This is a genomic window from Streptococcus sp. CF7_Ac1-8, from assembly GCF_024295435.1.
Classification (GTDB): domain Bacteria; phylum Bacillota; class Bacilli; order Lactobacillales; family Streptococcaceae; genus Streptococcus; species Streptococcus mitis_AP.
Genome location: NZ_JANCPI010000008.1, coordinates 47,364 through 66,551 on the forward strand (window position 1 = coordinate 47,364; position 19,188 = coordinate 66,551).

At 41.2% G+C, this 19,188-nt stretch carries 19 protein-coding genes and 1 riboswitch; of the genes, 15 read left to right on the plus strand and 4 right to left on the minus strand.

The window, feature by feature from the left end; genetic code table 11:
- The first annotated feature begins 42 nt into the window (after window positions 1-42).
- The 12 genes from raiA to NMM26_RS05435 all read left to right on the plus strand — a co-directional run bounded on the left by raiA (window position 43) and on the right by NMM26_RS05435 (window position 12,174).
- On the plus strand, window positions 43-591 hold the full coding sequence (gene raiA / locus NMM26_RS05380; protein WP_004255322.1) for a ribosome-associated translation inhibitor RaiA: 549 nt from the start codon (window positions 43-45) through the stop codon (window positions 589-591).
- A 135-nt stretch (window positions 592-726) separates the two neighbouring features.
- The gene (locus NMM26_RS05385) at window positions 727-2,700 is read left to right on the plus strand and encodes a DHH family phosphoesterase (protein WP_254753937.1); all 1,974 of its coding nucleotides are present in this window, start codon (window positions 727-729) and stop codon (window positions 2,698-2,700) included.
- On the plus strand, window positions 2,697-3,149 hold the full coding sequence (rplI, locus tag NMM26_RS05390; RefSeq protein WP_000864214.1) for a 50S ribosomal protein L9: 453 nt from the start codon (window positions 2,697-2,699) through the stop codon (window positions 3,147-3,149). The genes NMM26_RS05385 and rplI overlap by 4 nt, the downstream gene beginning before the upstream one ends.
- 43 nt (window positions 3,150-3,192) lie before the next feature.
- Entirely contained in the window at window positions 3,193-4,545 is a 1,353-nt protein-coding gene (dnaB, locus tag NMM26_RS05395) for a replicative DNA helicase (RefSeq protein ID WP_120770774.1), read from the plus strand.
- A 1-nt stretch (window position 4,546) separates the two neighbouring features.
- Window positions 4,547-4,813: a Veg family protein gene (locus NMM26_RS05400; RefSeq protein WP_001278169.1), complete on the plus strand. Its 267-nt coding sequence runs from the start codon at window positions 4,547-4,549 to the stop codon at window positions 4,811-4,813.
- A 194-nt stretch (window positions 4,814-5,007) separates the two neighbouring features.
- Window positions 5,008-6,126: a choline binding-anchored murein hydrolase CbpD gene (gene cbpD / locus NMM26_RS05405; protein WP_254753938.1), complete on the plus strand. Its 1,119-nt coding sequence runs from the start codon at window positions 5,008-5,010 to the stop codon at window positions 6,124-6,126.
- Between the two features lie 81 nt (window positions 6,127-6,207).
- Window positions 6,208-6,310, plus strand: a riboswitch (TPP riboswitch).
- A 68-nt stretch (window positions 6,311-6,378) separates the two neighbouring features.
- On the plus strand, window positions 6,379-6,669 hold the full coding sequence (locus NMM26_RS05410; RefSeq protein WP_084926955.1) for an MTH1187 family thiamine-binding protein: 291 nt from the start codon (window positions 6,379-6,381) through the stop codon (window positions 6,667-6,669).
- A complete protein-coding gene (locus NMM26_RS05415; RefSeq protein ID WP_185952560.1) occupies window positions 6,632-7,390 on the plus strand; it encodes an ABC transporter permease in 759 nt (252 codons plus the stop codon). Before NMM26_RS05410 ends, NMM26_RS05415 begins: the two co-directional genes overlap by 38 nt.
- A 37-nt stretch (window positions 7,391-7,427) precedes the next feature.
- On the plus strand, window positions 7,428-8,435 hold the full coding sequence (locus NMM26_RS05420; protein WP_247947570.1) for an ABC transporter substrate-binding protein: 1,008 nt from the start codon (window positions 7,428-7,430) through the stop codon (window positions 8,433-8,435).
- Window positions 8,435-9,163, plus strand: coding sequence for an ABC transporter ATP-binding protein (locus tag NMM26_RS05425; RefSeq protein ID WP_254753939.1), 729 nt, complete (start codon window positions 8,435-8,437; stop codon window positions 9,161-9,163). The genes NMM26_RS05420 and NMM26_RS05425 overlap by 1 nt, the downstream gene beginning before the upstream one ends.
- Before the next feature lie 118 nt (window positions 9,164-9,281).
- Complete coding sequence (locus NMM26_RS05430) at window positions 9,282-9,740, plus strand: CtsR family transcriptional regulator (RefSeq protein ID WP_001211277.1); 459 nt, start codon at window positions 9,282-9,284, stop codon at window positions 9,738-9,740.
- A 1-nt stretch (window position 9,741) separates the two neighbouring features.
- A complete protein-coding gene (locus tag NMM26_RS05435) occupies window positions 9,742-12,174 on the plus strand; it encodes an ATP-dependent Clp protease ATP-binding subunit (RefSeq protein WP_254753940.1) in 2,433 nt (810 codons plus the stop codon).
- Window positions 12,175-12,246: 72 nt separating this feature from the next.
- Here NMM26_RS05435 and NMM26_RS05440 read toward each other — a convergent pair whose 3' ends face one another.
- The gene (locus tag NMM26_RS05440) at window positions 12,247-12,477 is read right to left on the minus strand and encodes a hypothetical protein (protein ID WP_000949599.1); all 231 of its coding nucleotides are present in this window, start codon (window positions 12,475-12,477) and stop codon (window positions 12,247-12,249) included.
- A 279-nt stretch (window positions 12,478-12,756) separates the two neighbouring features.
- On the opposite strand from NMM26_RS05440, the gene NMM26_RS05445 reads away from it, so the two are divergent.
- The gene (locus NMM26_RS05445) at window positions 12,757-13,455 is read left to right on the plus strand and encodes a hypothetical protein (protein WP_000730889.1); all 699 of its coding nucleotides are present in this window, start codon (window positions 12,757-12,759) and stop codon (window positions 13,453-13,455) included.
- 69 nt (window positions 13,456-13,524) lie between these two features.
- On the opposite strand, the gene NMM26_RS05450 is transcribed toward NMM26_RS05445, so the two are convergent.
- Genes NMM26_RS05450 through hslO form a run of 3 tightly spaced genes read right to left on the minus strand, consistent with a single transcriptional unit; the run spans window position 13,525 to window position 15,917 of the window.
- A complete protein-coding gene (locus NMM26_RS05450; protein ID WP_000233714.1) occupies window positions 13,525-14,076 on the minus strand; it encodes a cysteine hydrolase family protein in 552 nt (183 codons plus the stop codon).
- 1 nt (window position 14,077) lies between these two features.
- Complete coding sequence (dusB, locus tag NMM26_RS05455) at window positions 14,078-15,058, minus strand: tRNA dihydrouridine synthase DusB (protein ID WP_000183302.1); 981 nt, start codon at window positions 15,056-15,058, stop codon at window positions 14,078-14,080.
- Complete coding sequence (hslO, locus tag NMM26_RS05460; RefSeq protein ID WP_000357855.1) at window positions 15,045-15,917, minus strand: Hsp33 family molecular chaperone HslO; 873 nt, start codon at window positions 15,915-15,917, stop codon at window positions 15,045-15,047. The genes dusB and hslO overlap by 14 nt, the downstream gene beginning before the upstream one ends.
- 164 nt (window positions 15,918-16,081) lie before the next feature.
- On the opposite strand from hslO, the gene NMM26_RS05465 reads away from it, so the two are divergent.
- Together NMM26_RS05465 and glpK are read left to right on the plus strand one after the other, a co-directional pair.
- Window positions 16,082-17,509: a helix-turn-helix domain-containing protein gene (locus NMM26_RS05465; RefSeq protein WP_000280566.1), complete on the plus strand. Its 1,428-nt coding sequence runs from the start codon at window positions 16,082-16,084 to the stop codon at window positions 17,507-17,509.
- A gap of 159 nt (window positions 17,510-17,668) precedes the next feature.
- Window positions 17,669-19,177, plus strand: a complete 1,509-nt coding sequence (gene glpK / locus NMM26_RS05470) for a glycerol kinase GlpK (protein WP_000076803.1) — start codon at window positions 17,669-17,671, stop codon at window positions 19,175-19,177.
- Window positions 19,178-19,188 lie beyond the last annotated feature (11 nt).

The following is a 19,188-nucleotide window of genomic DNA, read 5'->3' on the forward strand; positions in this document are numbered from 1 at the left end:
TGAAATCAGAAAAACAAAAATGTTTAGAAAGAAGGTACTCATATGATTAAATATAGTATCCGTGGTGAAAACCTAGAAGTAACAGAAGCAATTCGTGATTATGTAGTTTCTAAACTCGAAAAGATCGAAAAGTATTTTCAAGCTGAACAAGAGTTGGATGCTCGAGTTAACTTGAAGGTGTATCGTGAAAAAACTGCTAAAGTGGAAGTAACGATTCCGCTTGGCTCAATTACTCTTCGTGCAGAAGATGTGTCTCAAGATATGTATGGTTCAATTGACCTTGTAACTGATAAAATTGAACGTCAGATTCGTAAAAATAAAACAAAAATCGAGCGTAAAAATAAAAATAAGGTAGCAACTAGTCAATTATTTACAGATGCTTTGGTGGAAGATACAAATGTTGTCCAATCTAGAGTTGTTCGTTCAAAACAAATTGATTTAAAACCAATGGATTTGGAAGAAGCTATTCTACAGATGGATTTGTTGGGACATGATTTCTTTATCTATGTGGATGTTGAAGATCAAACAACTAATGTGATTTATCGTCGTGAGGATGGAGAAATTGGTCTGTTAGAAGTTAAAGAATCTTAATTTCAATATGTGTAAAGGAAGGTTTACTGATTTGTAAACCTCCTTTTTCTTATAATTGATAGAATTACTGATTACACTTTTAAAAAGTCGCTTTTTGGTGGTTATTATGGTATAATGGGTGCCAAGAGGTTTGGAATGAAAAAATTTTATGTAAGTCCTATTTTCCCCTTAATATTAGGAATAGTGGCGTTCGGGGTGCTATCTGTGCAACTTGTTTTTGTAAGGAATACACTGGTAACGCTATTTCTTTTGCTACTTATTTTGGGTTCATATATTTTATTATTCATTCATCAAAGAGAGTACTACTCAAGGAGTGAAGTAGAACAAATTCAGTATGTAAACCACCAAGCTGAAGATAGTTTGACAACCTTGTTAGAACAGATGCCTGTCGGAGTTATTAAATTAGACTTGTCGTCAGGTGAGGTTGAATGGTTTAATCCTTATGCTGAATTGATCTTAACTAATGAAGTTGGCGAGATTGATGTGGCATTAATTCAAACAATTATCAAGGCATCGGTAGGAAATCCAGGTTCTTATGCTACCTTGGGTGAGACCCGCTATTCGGTTCATATGGACAAGGTATCTGGAGTTCTGTACTTCTTTGATGTGTCTGGAGAATACGAAGCGACTGTTGAGTTAGTAACGAGTCGACCTGTGATTGGGATCGTTTCCGTTGACAACTATGATGATTTAGAAGATGAAACATCGGAGTCTGATATCAGTCATATCAATAGTTTTGTAGCCAATTTTGTTTCAGAATTTGCTGGGAAGCATGCCATGTTCTCCCGTCGAGTGAGTATGGACCGTTTTTATTTATTTACGGACTACACGGTGCTTGAGGGATTGATGAATGATAAATTTTCTGTTATCGATGCTTTCAGAGAAGAGTCGAAACAGAGACAGTTGCCTTTGACCTTAAGTATGGGATTTTCTTATGGTGATGGAAATCATGATGAAATAGGGAAAGTTGCTTTGCTCAACTTGAACTTGGCTGAAGTGCGTGGTGGCGACCAGGTGGTTGTCAAGGAGAATGACGAAACTAAAAATCCAGTTTATTTTGGTGGTGGGTCTGCTGCCTCAATCAAACGTACACGGACTCGTACGCGTGCTATGATGACGGCTATTTCAGATAAGATTCGTAGTGTGGATCAGGTTTTTGTAGTTGGTCACAAAAATCTGGATATGGATGCTTTGGGCTCTGCTGTAGGTATGCAGTTATTTGCCAGCAATGTGACTGAAAATAGCTATGCTATTTATGACGCAGAACAAATGTCACCAGATATTGAACGAGCTGTTTCATTCTTAGAAAAAGAAGGAGTTACGAAGTTGTTGTCTGTTAAGGATGCAATGGGGATGGTGACCAATCGTTCTTTGTTGATTCTTGTAGACCATTCAAAGACAGCTTTAACTTTATCAAAAGATTTTTATGATTTATTTACCCAAACCATCGTCATTGACCACCATAGAAGGGATCAGGATTTCCCAGATAATGCAGTCATTACTTATATTGAAAGTGGTGCAAGTAGTGCTAGTGAGTTGGTAACGGAATTGCTACAGTTCCAAAATTCTAAGAAAAATCGTTTGAGTCGTATGCAAGCAAGCGTCTTGATGGCTGGTATGATGTTGGATACTAAAAATTTCACCTCACGAGTGACTAGTCGGACATTTGATGTTGCTAGCTATCTCAGAACGAGAGGAAGTGATAGTATTGCCATCCAAGAAATCGCTGCGACAGATTTTGAAGAATATCGTGAGGTCAATGAACTGATTTTACAAGGGCGTAAATTAGGTTCAGATGTATTGATAGCAGAGGCTCAGGACTCGAAATGCTATGATACAGTTGTTATTAGTAAGGCAGCAGATGCCATGTTAGCTATGTCAGGTATTGAAGCGAGTTTTGTTCTTGCGAAGAATACACAAGGATTTATCTCTATCTCAGCTCGCAGTCGTAGTAAACTGAATGTACAACGGATTATGGAAGAGCTGGGGGGTGGAGGCCACTTTAATTTAGCTGCAGCTCAAATTAAAGATGTAACCTTGTCAGAAGCAGGTGAAAAACTGACAGAAATTGTATTAAATGAAATAAAGGAAAAGGAGAAAGAAGAATGAAAGTAATCTTTTTAGCAGATGTCAAAGGAAAAGGTAAAAAAGGCGAAATTAAGGAAGTACCAACAGGATATGCGCAAAACTTTCTTATCAAAAAAAATCTAGCCAAAGAAGCAACTGCTCAAGCTGTAGGTGAACTTCGTGGTAAACAAAAATCCGAAGAGAAAGCTCACGCTGAGATGATTGCAGAAGCAAAAGCAATTAAGGCACAACTTGAGGCAGAAGAAACTGTTGTAGAATTTGTTGAAAAAGTTGGTCCAGATGGTCGTACCTTTGGTTCTATTACCAATAAGAAGATTGCAGAAGAATTGCAAAAGCAATTTGGAATTAAGATTGATAAACGTCATATTCAAGTACAAGCTCCTATTCGAGCAGTTGGTTTGATTGATGTACCAGTGAAAATCTATCAAGATATCACAAGTGTAATCAATCTTCGTGTGAAAGAAGGGTAAATTTACACCTTCTTGACAAGATTGTAAAAGGAAGGGAAGTCTGATGGCAGAAGTAGAAGAGTTACGAGTACAACCTCAAGATATCTTAGCTGAGCAATCCGTTTTGGGAGCTATCTTTATTGACGAGAGTAAGCTTGTTTTTGTGCGAGAATATATTGAGTCTCGGGACTTTTTTAAGTATGCCCATCGATTGATTTTCCAAGCCATGGTTGATTTATCCGACCGTGGCGATGCTATAGACGCAACAACGGTTCGTACCATTCTTGATAATCAAGGTGATTTGCAGAATATTGGTGGCCTGTCTTACTTGGTTGAGATTGTCAATTCTGTGCCAACTTCTGCTAATGCGGAGTATTATGCTAAGATTGTTGCAGAGAAGGCCATGCTACGTCGATTAATCGCCAAGTTGACAGAGTCTGTCAATCAAGCTTACGAGGCTTCGCAACCAGCTGATGAAATCATTGCTCAGGCAGAAAAAGGCCTGATTGATGTCAGTGAAAATGCAAATCGAAGTGGATTTAAGAACATTCGAGATGTGTTGAATATCAACTTTGGAAATCTGGAAGCTCGCTCGCAACAAACGACCGATATTACAGGTATTGCGACAGGTTATCGTGACTTGGATCATATGACGACTGGACTTCATGAGGAGGAGTTGATTATCCTAGCAGCCCGTCCGGCGGTTGGTAAGACGGCCTTTGCCTTGAATATTGCTCAGAATATTGGGACTAAATTGGATAAAACAGTTGCTATTTTTTCACTCGAAATGGGTGCGGAAAGTCTAGTGGACCGTATGTTAGCGGCAGAAGGTTTGGTAGAATCGCATTCTATCCGTACGGGTCAATTGACTGATGAGGAGTGGCAAAAATATACCATTGCTCAAGGGAACCTAGCCAACGCGAGTATCTATATCGATGATACACCAGGGATTCGGATTACAGAGATTCGTTCTCGTTCTCGTAAACTGGCTCAAGAAACTGGAAATCTTGGTTTGATTTTAATAGACTATTTGCAGCTTATCACGGGAACTGGTCGGGAAAATCGTCAACAAGAGGTTTCAGAAATTTCACGTCAGTTGAAAATTTTAGCTAAGGAACTGAAGGTTCCAGTAATCGCTCTAAGTCAGCTTTCTCGTGGTGTAGAACAACGTCAGGATAAGAGACCGGTCTTGTCTGATATTCGTGAATCTGGGTCTATTGAGCAGGACGCTGATATTGTAGCCTTTCTTTATCGCGACGATTACTATGAGCGTGGTGGTGAAGAAGAGGAAGGCATACCGAATAATAAGGTAGAAGTTATTATCGAGAAAAACCGTAGTGGAGCTCGTGGAACGGTGGAATTAATTTTCCAAAAAGAATACAATAAATTTTCAAGTATCTCAAAGAGGGAGGCATAAGATGTCAGATGCATTTACAGATGTAGCCAAGATGAAAAAAATAAAAGAAGAAATCAAGGCACATGAGGGACAAGTCGTAGAAATGACTTTGGAGAATGGTCGTAAGCGCCAAAAAAATAGATTGGGTAAGCTAATTGAGGTTTATCCATCCCTATTTATCGTTGAATTTGGGAACGTTGAAGGAGATAAACAAGCTAATGTTTACGTTGAATCCTTTACTTACTCAGATATCCTTACAGAAAAGAATTTGATTCATTATCTTGACTAAAGTGAGAAATTTTCTCACTTTTTCTTTTTTTCTCCGAATAATTTAAGTGAAGGCAATCTTCGATTTATACTCTTCGAAAATCAAATTCAAACCACGTCAGCTTCGCCTTGCCATACTCAAGTATAGCCTGCGCCTAGCTTCCTAGTTTGATCTTTAATTTTCATTGAGTACTATATTATTTTCAAGGAGGAAGAATGAAAATTTCACCATTTACAGTAACAGAGACAGGGTTTTCTTTTAGAAAATCAGTTAAAAAGGTTGTTCCTTTTTTAGTAGTAGGATTGATGTTAGCAGCGGGTAATAGTGTATCTGCCTATTCGGGAGGAAGTGGCTCGATTGCACGTGGGGATGATTATCCTGTTTATTATAAAAATGGGAGCCAGGAGATTGATAAATGGCGGATGTATTCTCGTCAGTGTACTTCTTTTGCAGCCTTTCGTTTGAGTAATGTCAATGGTTTTGAGATTCCAGGAGCCTATGGAAATGCGAATGAATGGGGCTATCGTGCTCGTCGTGAAGGGTATCGTGTAGATAATAGGCCAGCGATTGGCTCTATTGCTTGGTCTACTGCAGGAATTTATGGTCATGTTGCTTGGGTGTCAAATGTAATTGGAGATGAGATTGAGATTGAAGAATACAACTATGGAATAAGGGAATCTTACAATAAGCGCGTCGTGAAGGCCAATACCATGACTGGCTTTATTCATTTTAAAGATTTAGCTGGTGGCAGTGTTGGGAATAGTCAATCCTCAGTTTCAACAGGAGGAACACATTTTTTCAAGTTTAAGGCTGCTATCAAAAATCAGCCTCTAGCTAGCGCAACTGCGATTGATTACTATTATCCTGGTGAGAATGTTCATTATGATCAAATTCTCGAAAAAGATGGATACAAGTGGTTGAGTTATACGGCTTATAATGGAAGCCGTCGCTATATCCAGCTAGAGGGAGTGACTTCTTCACAGAATTCTCATAATCAATCAGGAAATAGCTCTAGCTATGGATCCAATAGTAGTTCAACTGTCGGTTGGAAGAAAATAAATGGTAGTTGGTATCATTTCAAATCAAATGGCTCTAAATCAACAGGTTGGTTGAAGGATGGGTCTAGTTGGTATTATTTGAAATCATCTGGTGAAATGCAGACAGGATGGTTAAAGGAAAATGGGGTTTGGTATTATCTGGATAGTTCAGGGGCAATGAAAACCGGCTGGTATCAAGTCTCTGGTAAATGGTATTATTCTTACTCTTCAGGAGCCTTAGCTGTCAATACGACGGTGGATGGCTATAGAGTAAATAGTGATGGAGAACGAGTATAGAAAATTGGAGTAGGAAAATTTCCTACTCTTTTCTGTAAGCAGTTTCCTTGACATTTTTTTTGTTTTGCGCTATCATATGTCCATATAATATATGGGAGTCTGTGTACAGTCTGAGAGGAAGTGTTAAACTTCGACCGCACCTGATCTGGGTAATGCCAGCGTAGGGAACGATACTTAGTCTAATCTTGACCTTTTCCATATATGGTAAAGGTTTTTCTTTTTGTCAAAGGAAAACGAGAAGAGGAGGTTCTTATGAAAGCAAGCATTGCCTTGCAAGTTTTACCCCTATCACAGGGAATTGATCGGATTGCTGTTATTGATCAGGTCATTGCTTATCTGCAAGCTCAAGAAGTGACCATGGTAGTGACACCATTTGAAACAGTCTTGGAAGGGGAGTTTGATGAGCTTATGCGCATTCTCAAAGAAGCGCTAGAAGTGGCAGGACAAAAGGCAGATAATGTCTTTGCCAATGTCAAAATAAATGTAGGAGAGATTTTAAGTATTGATGAGAAACTTGAAAAGTATACTGAGACGACACATTAGTCTATTGGGCTTTATGGGGGTCTTGTCAATCTGGCAGTTAGCAGGTTTTCTTAAACTTCTCCCCAAGTTTATCCTGCCGACACCTCTTGAAATTCTCCAGTCCTTTGTTCGTGATAGAGAATTTCTCTGGCACCATAGCTGGGCAACCTTGAGAGTGGCTTTATTGGGGCTGATTTTGGGAGTCTTGATTGCCTGTCTCATGGCTGTGCTTATGGACAGTTTGACTTGGCTCAATGACCTGATTTACCCTATGATGGTGGTTGTTCAGACTATCCCGACTATTGCTATAGCCCCTATTCTGGTCTTGTGGCTCGGTTATGGGATTTTGCCCAAGATTGTCTTGATTATCTTGACGACAACTTTTCCTATCATCGTCAGTATTTTGGACGGTTTTAGGCATTGTGATAAGGATATGCTGACCTTGTTTAGTCTGATGCAGGCCAAACCTTGGCAAATCCTGTGGCATTTTAAAATCCCAGTCAGCCTGCCTTACTTTTATGCAGGTCTGAGGGTCAGTGTCTCCTACGCCTTCATCACAACAGTGGTATCTGAGTGGTTGGGAGGCTTTGAAGGACTAGGTGTCTACATGATTCAGTCCAAGAAACTGTTTCAGTATGATACCATGTTTGCTATTATTATTCTGGTATCGATTATCAGCCTTCTGGGTATGAAGTTGGTCGATATCAGCGAGAAATATGTTATTAAATGGAAACGTTCGTAGAAGTAGAATGTTTCAAAAAAGAAAAGAGGAAATCAAAATGAAAAAAACATGGAAAGTGTTTTTAACGCTTGTAACGACTTTTGTAGCTGTCGTACTTGTGGCTTGTGGCCAAGGAACTGCTTCTAAGGACAACAAAGAAGCAGAACTCAAGAAAATTGACTTTATCCTAGACTGGACACCAAATACTAACCACACAGGGCTTTATGTTGCCAAGGAAAAAGGCTATTTCAAAGAAGCTGGAGTGGATGTTGATTTGAAATTGCCACCAGAAGAAAGTTCTTCTGACTTGGTGATCAATGGTAAGGCGCCATTTGCAGTGTATTTCCAAGATTACATGGCTAAGAAGTTAGAAAAAGGGGCAGGAATTACTGCCGTTGCAGCTATCGTAGAGCACAATACATCAGGAATCATTTCTCGTAAATCTGACAATGTAGCTAGTCCAAAAGACTTGGTTGGTAAGAAATACGGAACTTGGAATGACCCAACGGAACTTGCTATGTTGAAAACCTTAGTAGAATCACAAGGTGGAGACTTTGAGAAGGTAGAAAAAGTACCAAATAATGACTCAAACTCTATCACACCAATCGCTAATGGTGTCTTTGATACTGCTTGGATCTACTACGGTTGGGATGGTATCCTTGCAAAATCTCAAGGTGTAGATGCTAACTTTATGTACTTGAAAGACTACGTTAAAGAATTTGACTACTACTCACCAGTTATCATCGCCAACAACGACTACCTCAAAGACAACAAAGAAGAAGCTCGCAAAGTTATCCAAGCCATCAAAAAAGGCTACCAATATGCTATGGAGCATCCAGAGGAAGCAGCTGATATCCTCATCAAAAATGCACCTGAACTAAAGGAAAAACGTGACTTTGTCATCGAATCTCAAAAATACTTGTCAAAAGAATACGCAAGCGACAAGGAAAAATGGGGGCAATTTGATGCAGCTCGTTGGAATGCCTTCTACAAATGGGATAAAGAAAATGGTATCCTTAAAGAAGACTTGACAGACAAAGGCTTTACCAACGAATTTGTGAAATAATGACAGAAATTAGACTAGAACACGTCAGTTATGCTTACGGTCAGGAGAAAATTTTAGAGGATATCAACCTGCAGGTAACTTCAGGTGAAGTGGTTTCCATCCTAGGCCCAAGTGGTGTTGGAAAAACCACCCTCTTTAATCTGATCGCTGGAATTTTAGAAGTCCAGTCAGGGCGAATTGTTCTTGATGTGGAGGAGAATCCCAAGGGGCGCGTGAGTTATATGTTGCAAAAGGACTTGCTCTTGGAGCACAAGACGGTGCTTGGTAATATCATTCTGCCCCTCTTGATTCAAAAAGTGGATAAGGCAGAAGCTATTGCTCGCGCAGATGAAATTCTTGCTACCTTCCAGTTGACAGCTGTAAGGGACAAGTATCCTCATGAACTTAGTGGCGGGATGCGCCAGCGTGTGGCCTTACTCCGGACCTACCTTTTCGGGCACAAGCTCTTTCTCTTGGATGAGGCCTTTAGCGCCTTGGATGAGATGACCAAGATGGAACTCCACGCTTGGTATCTGGAGATTCACAAGCAGTTGCAACTGACAACATTGATTATCACGCATAGTATCGAGGAGGCTCTCAGTCTCAGCGACCGCATCTATATCTTGAAAAATCGCCCTGGGCAGATTGTTTCAGAAATTAAACTAGATTGGTCTGAAGATGAGGACAAAGAGGTTCAAAAGATTGCCTACAAACGTCAAATCTTAGCGGAATTAGGTTTAGATAAGTAGAGAAATAGGGAGTTGGTGAAGATTATCCTTTACCAGCGCCCTTTTTCTTTTAAAAATGAGAAAATTTCGGTATAATAGTCAAAGATAGTCAAGGTTTAAAGAGAGAGGTGGGTTTGTAATGAGATTTAAAAATACATCGGATCATATTGAGGCCTACATCAAGGCGATTTTAGATCAATCTGGTATCGTGGAGTTGCAACGCAGTCAGTTGGCAGATACCTTTCAGGTTGTTCCTAGTCAGATCAACTATGTGATTAAGACACGCTTTACTGAAAGTAGGGGCTACTTGGTTGAAAGTAAGCGTGGTGGCGGAGGCTACATTCGTATAGGACGGATTGAGTTTTCTAGTCATCATGAAATGCTCAGGGAGCTACTTTACTCAATTGGTGAGCGAGTTAGTCAAGAAATTTATGAGGATATTCTGCAGCTTTTGGTTGAGCAGGAATTGATGACCAAGCAGGAGATGAATTTGCTAGTATCAGTAGCTTTGGATCGCGTCCTAGGAGAAGAAGCACCAGTACTTCGAGCAAACATGCTACGACAGGTCATACAAGAGGTAGATAGAAAAGGGAAGTAAGATGAACTATTCAAAAGCATTGAATGAATGTATCGAAAGTGCCTACATGGTGGCTGGCCATTTTGGAGCTCGTTATCTAGAGTCTTGGCATTTGTTGATTGCCATGTCCAATCACAGTTATAGTGTGGCAGGGGCGACTTTAAATGATTATCCATATGAGATGGACCGTTTAGAAGAGGTCGCTTTGGAACTGACTGAAACGGACTATAGTCAGGATGAAACCTTTACGGAATTGCCGTTCTCCCATCGTTTGCAGGTTCTTTTTGACGAAGCAGAGTATGTAGCGTCAGTGGTCCATGCTAAGGTGCTAGGGACGGAGCACGTCCTTTATGCGATTTTGCATGATGGAAATGCCTTGGCGACTCGTATCTTGGAGAGGGCAGGTTTTTCTTATGAAGACAAGAAAGATCAGGTCAAGATTGCTGCACTTCGTCGAAATTTAGAAGAACGGGCAGGCTGGACTCGCGAAGACCTCAAAGCTCTACGTCAACGCCATCGTACAGTAGCTGACAAGCAAAATTCTATGGCTAATATGATGGGCATGCCCCAGACTCCGAGTGGTGGTCTCGAGGACTATACGCATGATTTGACAGAGCAAGCGCGTTCTGGCAAGTTAGAACCAGTCATCGGTCGGGATAAGGAAATCTCGCGTATGATTCAAATTTTGAGCCGTAAAACCAAGAATAATCCTGTCTTGGTTGGGGATGCTGGTGTCGGGAAAACAGCCTTGGCGCTTGGGCTCGCTCAGCGTATTGCTAGTGGGGATGTACCTGCGGAAATGGCTAAGATGCGCGTGTTAGAGCTTGATTTGATGAATGTCGTCGCAGGGACACGTTTCCGTGGTGACTTTGAAGAACGCATGAATAATATCATCAAGGATATTGAAGAAGATGGCCAAGTCATCCTCTTTATCGATGAACTCCACACTATCATGGGTTCTGGGAGTGGAATTGATTCGACTCTGGATGCGGCCAATATCTTGAAGCCAGCCTTGGCGCGTGGAACTTTGAGAACGGTTGGTGCGACCACTCAGGAAGAATATCAAAAACACATCGAAAAAGATGCGGCCCTTTCTCGTCGATTCGCCAAAGTGACGATCGAAGAGCCAAGCGTGGCAGACAGCATGACCATTTTGCAAGGCTTGAAGGCGACTTATGAGAAACATCACCGGGTGCAAATCACAGATGAAGCGGTTGAAACAGCCGTCAAGATGGCTCATCGTTACTTGACCAGTCGTCACTTGCCAGACTCTGCTATCGATCTCTTGGACGAAGCAGCGGCAACAGTACAAAATAAGGCAAAGCATGTAAAAGCAGATGATTCTGGCTTGAGTCCAGCTGACAAGGCCTTGATGGATGGCAAGTGGAAACAGGCAACTCAGTTAATCGCAAAAGAAGAGGAAGTTCCTGTCTATAAAGACTTGGTGACAGAGTCTGATATTTTGACTACATTGAGTCGTTTATCAGGTATTCCAGTCCAAAAACTGACTCAGACTGACGCTAAGAAATACCTGAACTTGGAAGCTGAACTCCACAAACGTGTCATCGGTCAAGATCAAGCAGTTTCAAGCATTAGCCGTGCGATTCGCCGCAATCAGTCTGGTATTCGTAGTCACAAGCGTCCGATTGGTTCCTTTATGTTCCTAGGACCCACAGGTGTCGGGAAGACCGAATTAGCTAAGGCTCTGGCAGAAGTTCTTTTTGACGACGAATCAGCTCTTATCCGCTTTGATATGAGTGAGTATATGGAGAAATTCGCAGCCAGCCGTCTCAACGGAGCTCCTCCGGGCTATGTGGGTTATGAAGAAGGTGGGGAGTTGACCGAGAAGGTTCGCAACAAACCATATTCCGTTCTCCTCTTTGACGAGGTAGAGAAGGCCCACCCAGACATCTTTAATGTTCTCTTGCAGGTCTTGGATGATGGTGTCTTGACAGACAGTAAGGGACGCAAGGTAGACTTTTCAAATACTATTATCATCATGACATCAAACCTTGGTGCGACAGCCCTTCGGGATGACAAGACTGTTGGTTTTGGGGCCAAGGATATTCGTTTTGACCAGGAAAATATGGAAAAACGCATGTTTGAAGAGCTGAAAAAGGCTTATCGACCTGAGTTTATTAATCGTATTGATGAAAAGGTTGTCTTCCATAGCCTATCTAGCGACAATATGCAGGAAGTAGTGAAGATTATGGTTAAACCTTTAGTGGCAAGTTTGGCTGAAAAAGGCATTGACTTGAAGTTACAAGCTTCCGCACTGAAATTATTGGCAAACCAAGGATATGACCCAGAAATGGGAGCCCGTCCACTTCGCAGAACCCTACAAACAGAAGTGGAAGACAAGTTAGCAGAACTCCTTCTTAAGGGAGAACTAGTATCAGGCAAGACCCTCAAGATTGGTGTCAAAGCAGGTCAGTTAAAATTTGATATTGCATAAAAAGCGAGGTCGGGAAAAGTTCCCGACCTTTTTATGTACCATCATGAGATGGTTTTGCTGTTGCGACTGTTTTTAGGGGTGGCTATCTTTCTTAGAATTGCTCAACATGTGAGTAAAGAAGTCTTTGTATCGTTGCTTGAGATATTTTTCGTGTAGGAATAACAAAGCGATATAAACAATCAAAAAGATTGTAGTCAGATAAAACACATCAAATGCAGTTCGCGCATAGTAAGTTGCTGATTGATAAGAGACAATAGCTGTCACAATCAACCAAGGAAGATACTTGTAATATTTGCTTAACATAAGCCTACACCTCCTATATTCTATTTCAATGTTATTATATTCCTTTGCACTTAAAGATGCAAGCGATGACAAAAGAGCGATTTAAAAAACTTTTAAACAAAATAGGAAATTTTTTTTATTAGATTACGAATAGAAGAGTAGGAGGAGAAAATGTAGTCAAGTTATTTAAGATTTTTAAAATAGTTTAGATAAATTGTTGACATATTTAAATTTCAATGTTACAATTATATCACAAAAAGATTTCTTTATATTTCTAAAATATTACAAAGGGGTAGAAAAATGAAAAAGAAAACCTATATCAAATTGATGGCAGCGACTGTATTGGCTTCTACCCTATTATTAGGAGCTTGTGGAAATAAAAAGGAGACAATTCAAGCAAGCAGTTCTGCTAAGACAAGTCAATCATCAAGTTCTAAAGCAACTTCTTCTAACAAAGAAAGCAAGACTCAGCAGTCCTCAAGTTCAGCTTCATCTGAAAAGGCCAAGGCGTCTACTGACCAGTCTTCAGCAAGCGCAACACCATCACAAGAGACTCCTGCACCAGAACAAAGACAAGGTCATGAAGTGTCTAATCAACAGGTAGCTAGCCAACAAACTCCTGCTCAGGCTCCTTCAACTCAACAGGCTTCTCAAGCCCAATCTAACCAATCAAGCTATGATCCTACAACTGACCGCAAACTTCAAGATAAGCAAGCAGAGCAAAATAAACGCTACAAGGGTGTTTTAACCATGGTAGATGGTGATTTCTCAGCCGCAGCGGGAAATTGGAAGGGAGTCAATGGCGAAACCATCACAGTTTCATCAGGTGGTCAATTTACAGTAGAATCTGCTGATGGAAAGAAAGAAAATTACTCTATCAAAGGCTATTCTTATACTCTTGATGATGGTAAGTATAATGCCAAAATCGGTGGAGGAAAAGTCATCCAAATTACAACAGGAGCGGATGGCAAGGTTTCCAGTGTTGCTTTGAATCAATAATAACTCTCAGTATTTGAATTTTTACAATTAAAGAAAATCCGTCAGCTCAATAAGAGTTGACGGATTATTTTATATTTGTATTTGGGTTAAAAATTCTTCTGTAGTAAGAATTTGAGCAAACTCATCTTGTAGAGAAAGGAGATTAATCTCATGGATAGTCTCAGGAGAGATGGCTTGACCGTTTTTGTTCGATAGGGTAAAACTGGCAGTAGCATCTGCTAGTAAGGTGACTTCAAAACCAAGATTTGCTGCCATTCGTGTAGTAGTGGATACACAATGAGGCAGAGTCAAGCCAACAACGACTAAATGACCAATCTGTTTTTTTCGTAAATATGTTTCAAGATTTGTTCCAATAAAGGCGCTATTAACCGTTTTTTGAAAGACAGGTTCTGAGGTGACCGGTTCAAATCCAGTTTTAAACACCTGATTTTGTTTGTTGTGAAATTGTGACTGGGGATTGTCAGATATGTGTTGAACGTGTAAGACTGGAAGAGCGTGTTTACGAAAGTATGCCAGTACCCTCAATGCTTGATGTTCAGCTTGAGGGTTATTTCGTTCTCCCCAGATAGGGCTATCAAATGCTTTTTGCATATCGATAATCAGTAGAGCAGTATGAACCATTTTAAGCCTTATCTAATTGCAAGAGGGATTCAATCTCTGCTAGGGTGCTAGCTTGTGAAATGGCTCCACGGAGTTTAGCTGCACCAGATGTTCCACGGAGGTAGTGAGGAGCGAGGCCACGGAATTCACGAACTGCTACGTTTTCCCCTTTGAGGTTAATCAATCGTTTCAAATGTTCGTAGGCGATTTTCATCTTGTCTTCAAAGGTCAAATCAGGTAGGATTTCTCCTGTTTCAAAGTAATGGTTGATTTGGTTGAAGAGGTAAGGATTTCCCATGGCAGCTCGACCAATCATGACTGCATCAGCACCGACTTCTTCGATGCGTTGCTTGGCTTCTTGGACAGTACGGATATCACCGTTGGCGATGAAGGGAATCTTGGTTAGAGCTTGAGCAACTTTATGGAGAGTCTCAAGATCAGCGTGACCTGTATACATTTGCTCACGGGTACGACCATGCATAGCGAGGGCAGAGACATCTGCTGCCTCAGCAGCGAGGGCATTTTCTACGGCAAGAGATGGGTCGGCCCAGCCGGTACGCATTTTGACAGTAAGTGGGATATCAAGGACAGATTGAACCTTGTTGATGATAGAGTAAATCTTATCTGGGTCCTTGAGCCACATAGCGCCAGCTTCGTTCTTCACGATTTTATTAACTGGGCAGCCCATATTGATATCCACGATATCGGTCTTAGTGTTTTCTTGGATGAATTCTGCTGCGCGTGCTAGACTATCTTCATCGCTACCAAAAAGTTGGATAGAGACAGGGTTTTCGCCTTCGTCAATATGAAGCATGTGCAGGGTTTTTTCGTTGTTGTATTGGATTCCCTTGTCAGAGACCATTTCCATTACAACGAGTCCAGCTCCGAGCTCTTTTGCAATAGTACGAAAGGCTGAGTTTGTCACGCCAGCCATAGGCGCTAAAACGGTACGATTGGGAATCTCAACATTGCCAATCATAAAAGGTGTATTAAGATTTGTCACGAATGAGTTCCTCCAGGTCGTTTTCATCAAAGTTGTAAGTAGTTTGGCAGAATTGACAAGTAATTTCTGCCCCGTGGTCTTCCTCTTTCATTTCCTGTAAGTCTGAGCTTGGAAGGCTGGCAAGAGCGTTCATAAAGCGCTCATGGCTACAGTCACATTGGAAACGGATTTCTTCTTCAGAAAGACGCTTGTAGGCCTCGTCCCCGTAGATTGCCTTGAGGAGGGCTTCGATATGGTCTTCACTTTCGAGAAGGGTCGAGATAGCTGGCATTGCTTGGATGCGTTTTTCAAAGCGAGCAATCTCTCCTTCCTTGGCTCCTGGTAATACTTGGACTAGGAAACCACCTGCAACCTTGACCTTGTCTTCCTCGTCCAAAAGGACATTGAGGCCGACTGCTGAAGGGGTCTGTTGGCTTTCGGTCAGGTAAAAGGCAAGGTCTTCACCGATTTCTCCAGAGATGAGAGGAGTCATAGAGTTGTAAGGATTTCCAGTACCGTAGTCTGTGATAACGAGGAATTGACCATTTCCAACAAAAGGTCCGACTAGGACTTCACCAGTTGCAGTCTTTTTGATGTCAACACCAGGATTTTGAACATAGCCTTTGACGTTACCCTTGGTATCAGCGACGGTGATGATAGCGCCTAGAGAGCTAGAGCCCAGCACCTTAACGGTTAGTTTGGTATTTCCTTTTTCATTGGCTGCGAGAATCTGGCTGGCGATAAGTGTTCGACCAAGCGCCACAGTTGAGCTAGCTTGGGTTTGATGTTTTTCTTGAGCAGTGCGGACGGTTTCGGTGCTATCAAGGACAAAAGCACGAAAGGCTCCGCTTTCTGATATAGTTTTAATAATTTTATCCATAGCTACTATTTTAGCATAAAAATGCCCAAAGGGGGAGCCGTGTGTTTGCTGATTTTCGGGATAATGGACTAGGAAATCAGCATGAAAATAAAAAGAGAAACAGATTATTTCAGCATTTGTAAGATTTATGCTATGCTTAAGGTAGAAAATGAAAGGGGTAACAAATGTATTTAGGAGACTTGATGGAAAAGGCTGAATCTGGCCAATTTTCAATCCTTTCCTTTCTATTACAAGAGTCTCAGACGACTGTCAAGGCTGTAATGGAGGAAACAGGATTTTCAAAAGCAACTCTAACCAAATATGTCACCCTGCTTAATGAAAAGGCTTTGGATAGTGGCTTAGAGCTGACTATTCACTTAGAAGATGAAAATCTGCGCCTGTCAATCGGTGCAACTACCAAGGGGAGAGATATTCGGAGCCTGTTTTTGGAGAATGCTGTTAAATACCAGATTTTGGTCTATCTTCTCTACCATCAACAGTTTTTAGCCCATCAGCTGGCTCAAGAATTGATGATTAGCGAGGCTACGCTTGGTCGTCACTTAGCTAGCTTAAATCAGATTTTGTCAGAATTTGATTTATCCATCCAGAATGGACGTTGGCGAGGTCCAGAGCATCAGATTCGCTATTTCTATTTCTGTCTTTTCCGCAAGGTCTGGTCGAGTCAGGAATGGGAAGGTCACATGCAGAAACCAGAGAGAAAACAGGAGATTGCCACTTTAGAAGAAATCTGCGGTGCAAGTTTGTCTTCGGGTCAGAAATTGGACTTGGTTCTCTGGGCTCATATCAGTCAACAGCGTCTTCGGGTCAATGCCTGTCAGTTTCAAGTCATAGAAGAAAAAATGCGAGGGTATTTTGACAATATTTTCTACCTTCGTTTGCATCGAAAGGCTTCGTCCTTTTTTGCTGGGCAACATCTTCCTATAGGAACTGAGGATGGGGAGATGATGATTTTCTTCTCTTTCCTCCTATCCCATCGTATTCTTCCGCTTCATACTATGGAGTATGTCCTTGGTTTTGGAGGGCAGTTGGTAGATTTACTGACGCAATTGATTCAAGAAATGAAGAAGGAGGAGTTGCTGGGGGATTATACAGAGGACCATGTCACCTATGAACTCAGTCAACTTTGTGCACAAGTCTATCTCTATAAGGGTTATATCTTGCAGGACCGCTACAAGTACCAGTTAGAGAATCGTCATCCTTATTTGTTGATGGAACATAATTTTAAAGAGATAGCAGAGGAGATTTTTCATGCTCTACCTGCCTTTCAACAGGGGACGGATTTGGATAAGAAAATTCTCTGGGAATGGCTCCAGTTGATCGAATATATGGCTGAAAATGGTGGTCAGCATATGCGGATTGGTCTGGATTTGACATCTGGTTTTCTTGTCTTTTCAAGGATGGCAGCTATTTTAAAACGGTATTTGGAATACAATCGTTTTATCACCATTGAAGCCTATGACAGAACTCGGCATTATGATTTGCTGGTAACAAATAACCCTATTCATAAGAAGGAACAGACACCAGTCTATTATTTAAAAAATGATTTGGATATGGAGGATTTGGCAGGGATTCGTCAGTTATTATTCACTTAAAAGGCTTGGTTATTCCAGGTCTTTTTTGTGAAATTCACACAATCTCCTCATATTTTTTTAAAAATTAAAAAAAGTTGATAAACGGGAAAGCGCTTTATTTTGTATACTAGTAAGTGTAAAGAGGAAACATCCTCAAGATCTTTATCAGGAGGACAGCACATGTCACAAGAAAAATACATCATGGCCATTGACCAGGGAACTACAAGTTCTCGTGCCATTATTTTCAACAAAAAAGGAGAAAAGGTCAGCTCGAGCCAAAAAGAGTTTACTCAGATTTTCTCTCAGGCAGGTTGGGTTGAGCACAATGCTAATGAAATTTGGAACTCAGTCCAGTCAGTTATTGCGGGTGCTTTCATCGAAAGTGGTGTCAAGCCAAATCAAATTGAGGCAATAGGAATCACTAACCAACGTGAAACAACGGTCGTCTGGGATAAGAAAACAGGACTTCCTATCTACAACGCTATCGTTTGGCAATCACGTCAGACAGCACCTTTGGCTGAACAACTAAAAAGTCAAGGTTATGTAGAAAAATTCCATGAAAAGACTGGTTTGATCATCGATGCTTATTTTTCAGCAACTAAGGTTCGTTGGATTTTGGACCATGTAGAAGGCGCTCAAGAGCGAGCTGAAAAAGGAGAATTGCTCTTTGGTACCATTGATACTTGGTTGGTTTGGAAATTGACTGACGGTGCAGCTCATGTGACGGACTACTCAAATGCGGCTCGTACCATGCTTTATAACATTAAAGAACTCAAATGGGATGATGAGATTTTGGAAATCCTCAATATTCCTAAGGCTATGCTTCCAGAAGTTCGTTCTAACTCTGAAATCTACGGTAAGACAGCCCCATTCCATTTCTACGGTGGTGAAGTGCCAATCTCAGGTATGGCTGGAGACCAACAAGCAGCCCTCTTTGGGCAGTTGGCCTTTGAACCTGGTATGGTTAAAAACACTTATGGAACAGGTTCTTTCATCATCATGAATACTGGTGAAGAAATGCAGTTGTCTGAAAACAACCTCTTAACAACAATTGGTTATGGTATTAACGGCAAGGTTTACTATGCCTTGGAAGGTTCAATCTTCATCGCAGGAAGTGCTATTCAGTGGCTTCGTGACGGTCTTCGCATGGTTGAAAATTCACCAGAATCTGAAAAATATGCTCGTGATTCTCACAACAATGATGAAGTTTATGTCGTTCCAGCATTTACAGGTTTAGGTGCTCCATACTGGAACCAAAACGCTCGCGGTTCTGTCTTTGGTTTGACTCGTGGAACAACTAAAGAAGACTTTATCAAGGCAACTTTGCAATCTATCGCTTATCAAGTACGTGACATCATCGACACCATGCAAGTGGATGCGCAGACAGCTATCCAAGTCTTGAAAGTAGACGGTGGTGCAGCTATGAACAACTTCCTCATGCAGTTCCAAGCTGACATTTTGGGAATCGATATCGCACGCGCCAAAAACTTGGAAACAACAGCTCTAGGAGCAGCCTTTCTAGCAGGTTTGTCAGTTGGTTACTGGAAAGACTTGGATGAGTTGAAACTCTTGAACGAGACAGGAGAACTCTTTGAACCATCTATGAACGAATCGCGCAAGGAACAACTCTACAAGGGCTGGAAGAAGGCTGTGAAAGCAACGCAAGTCTTTGCGGAAATCGACGACTAATACTGGAAGAA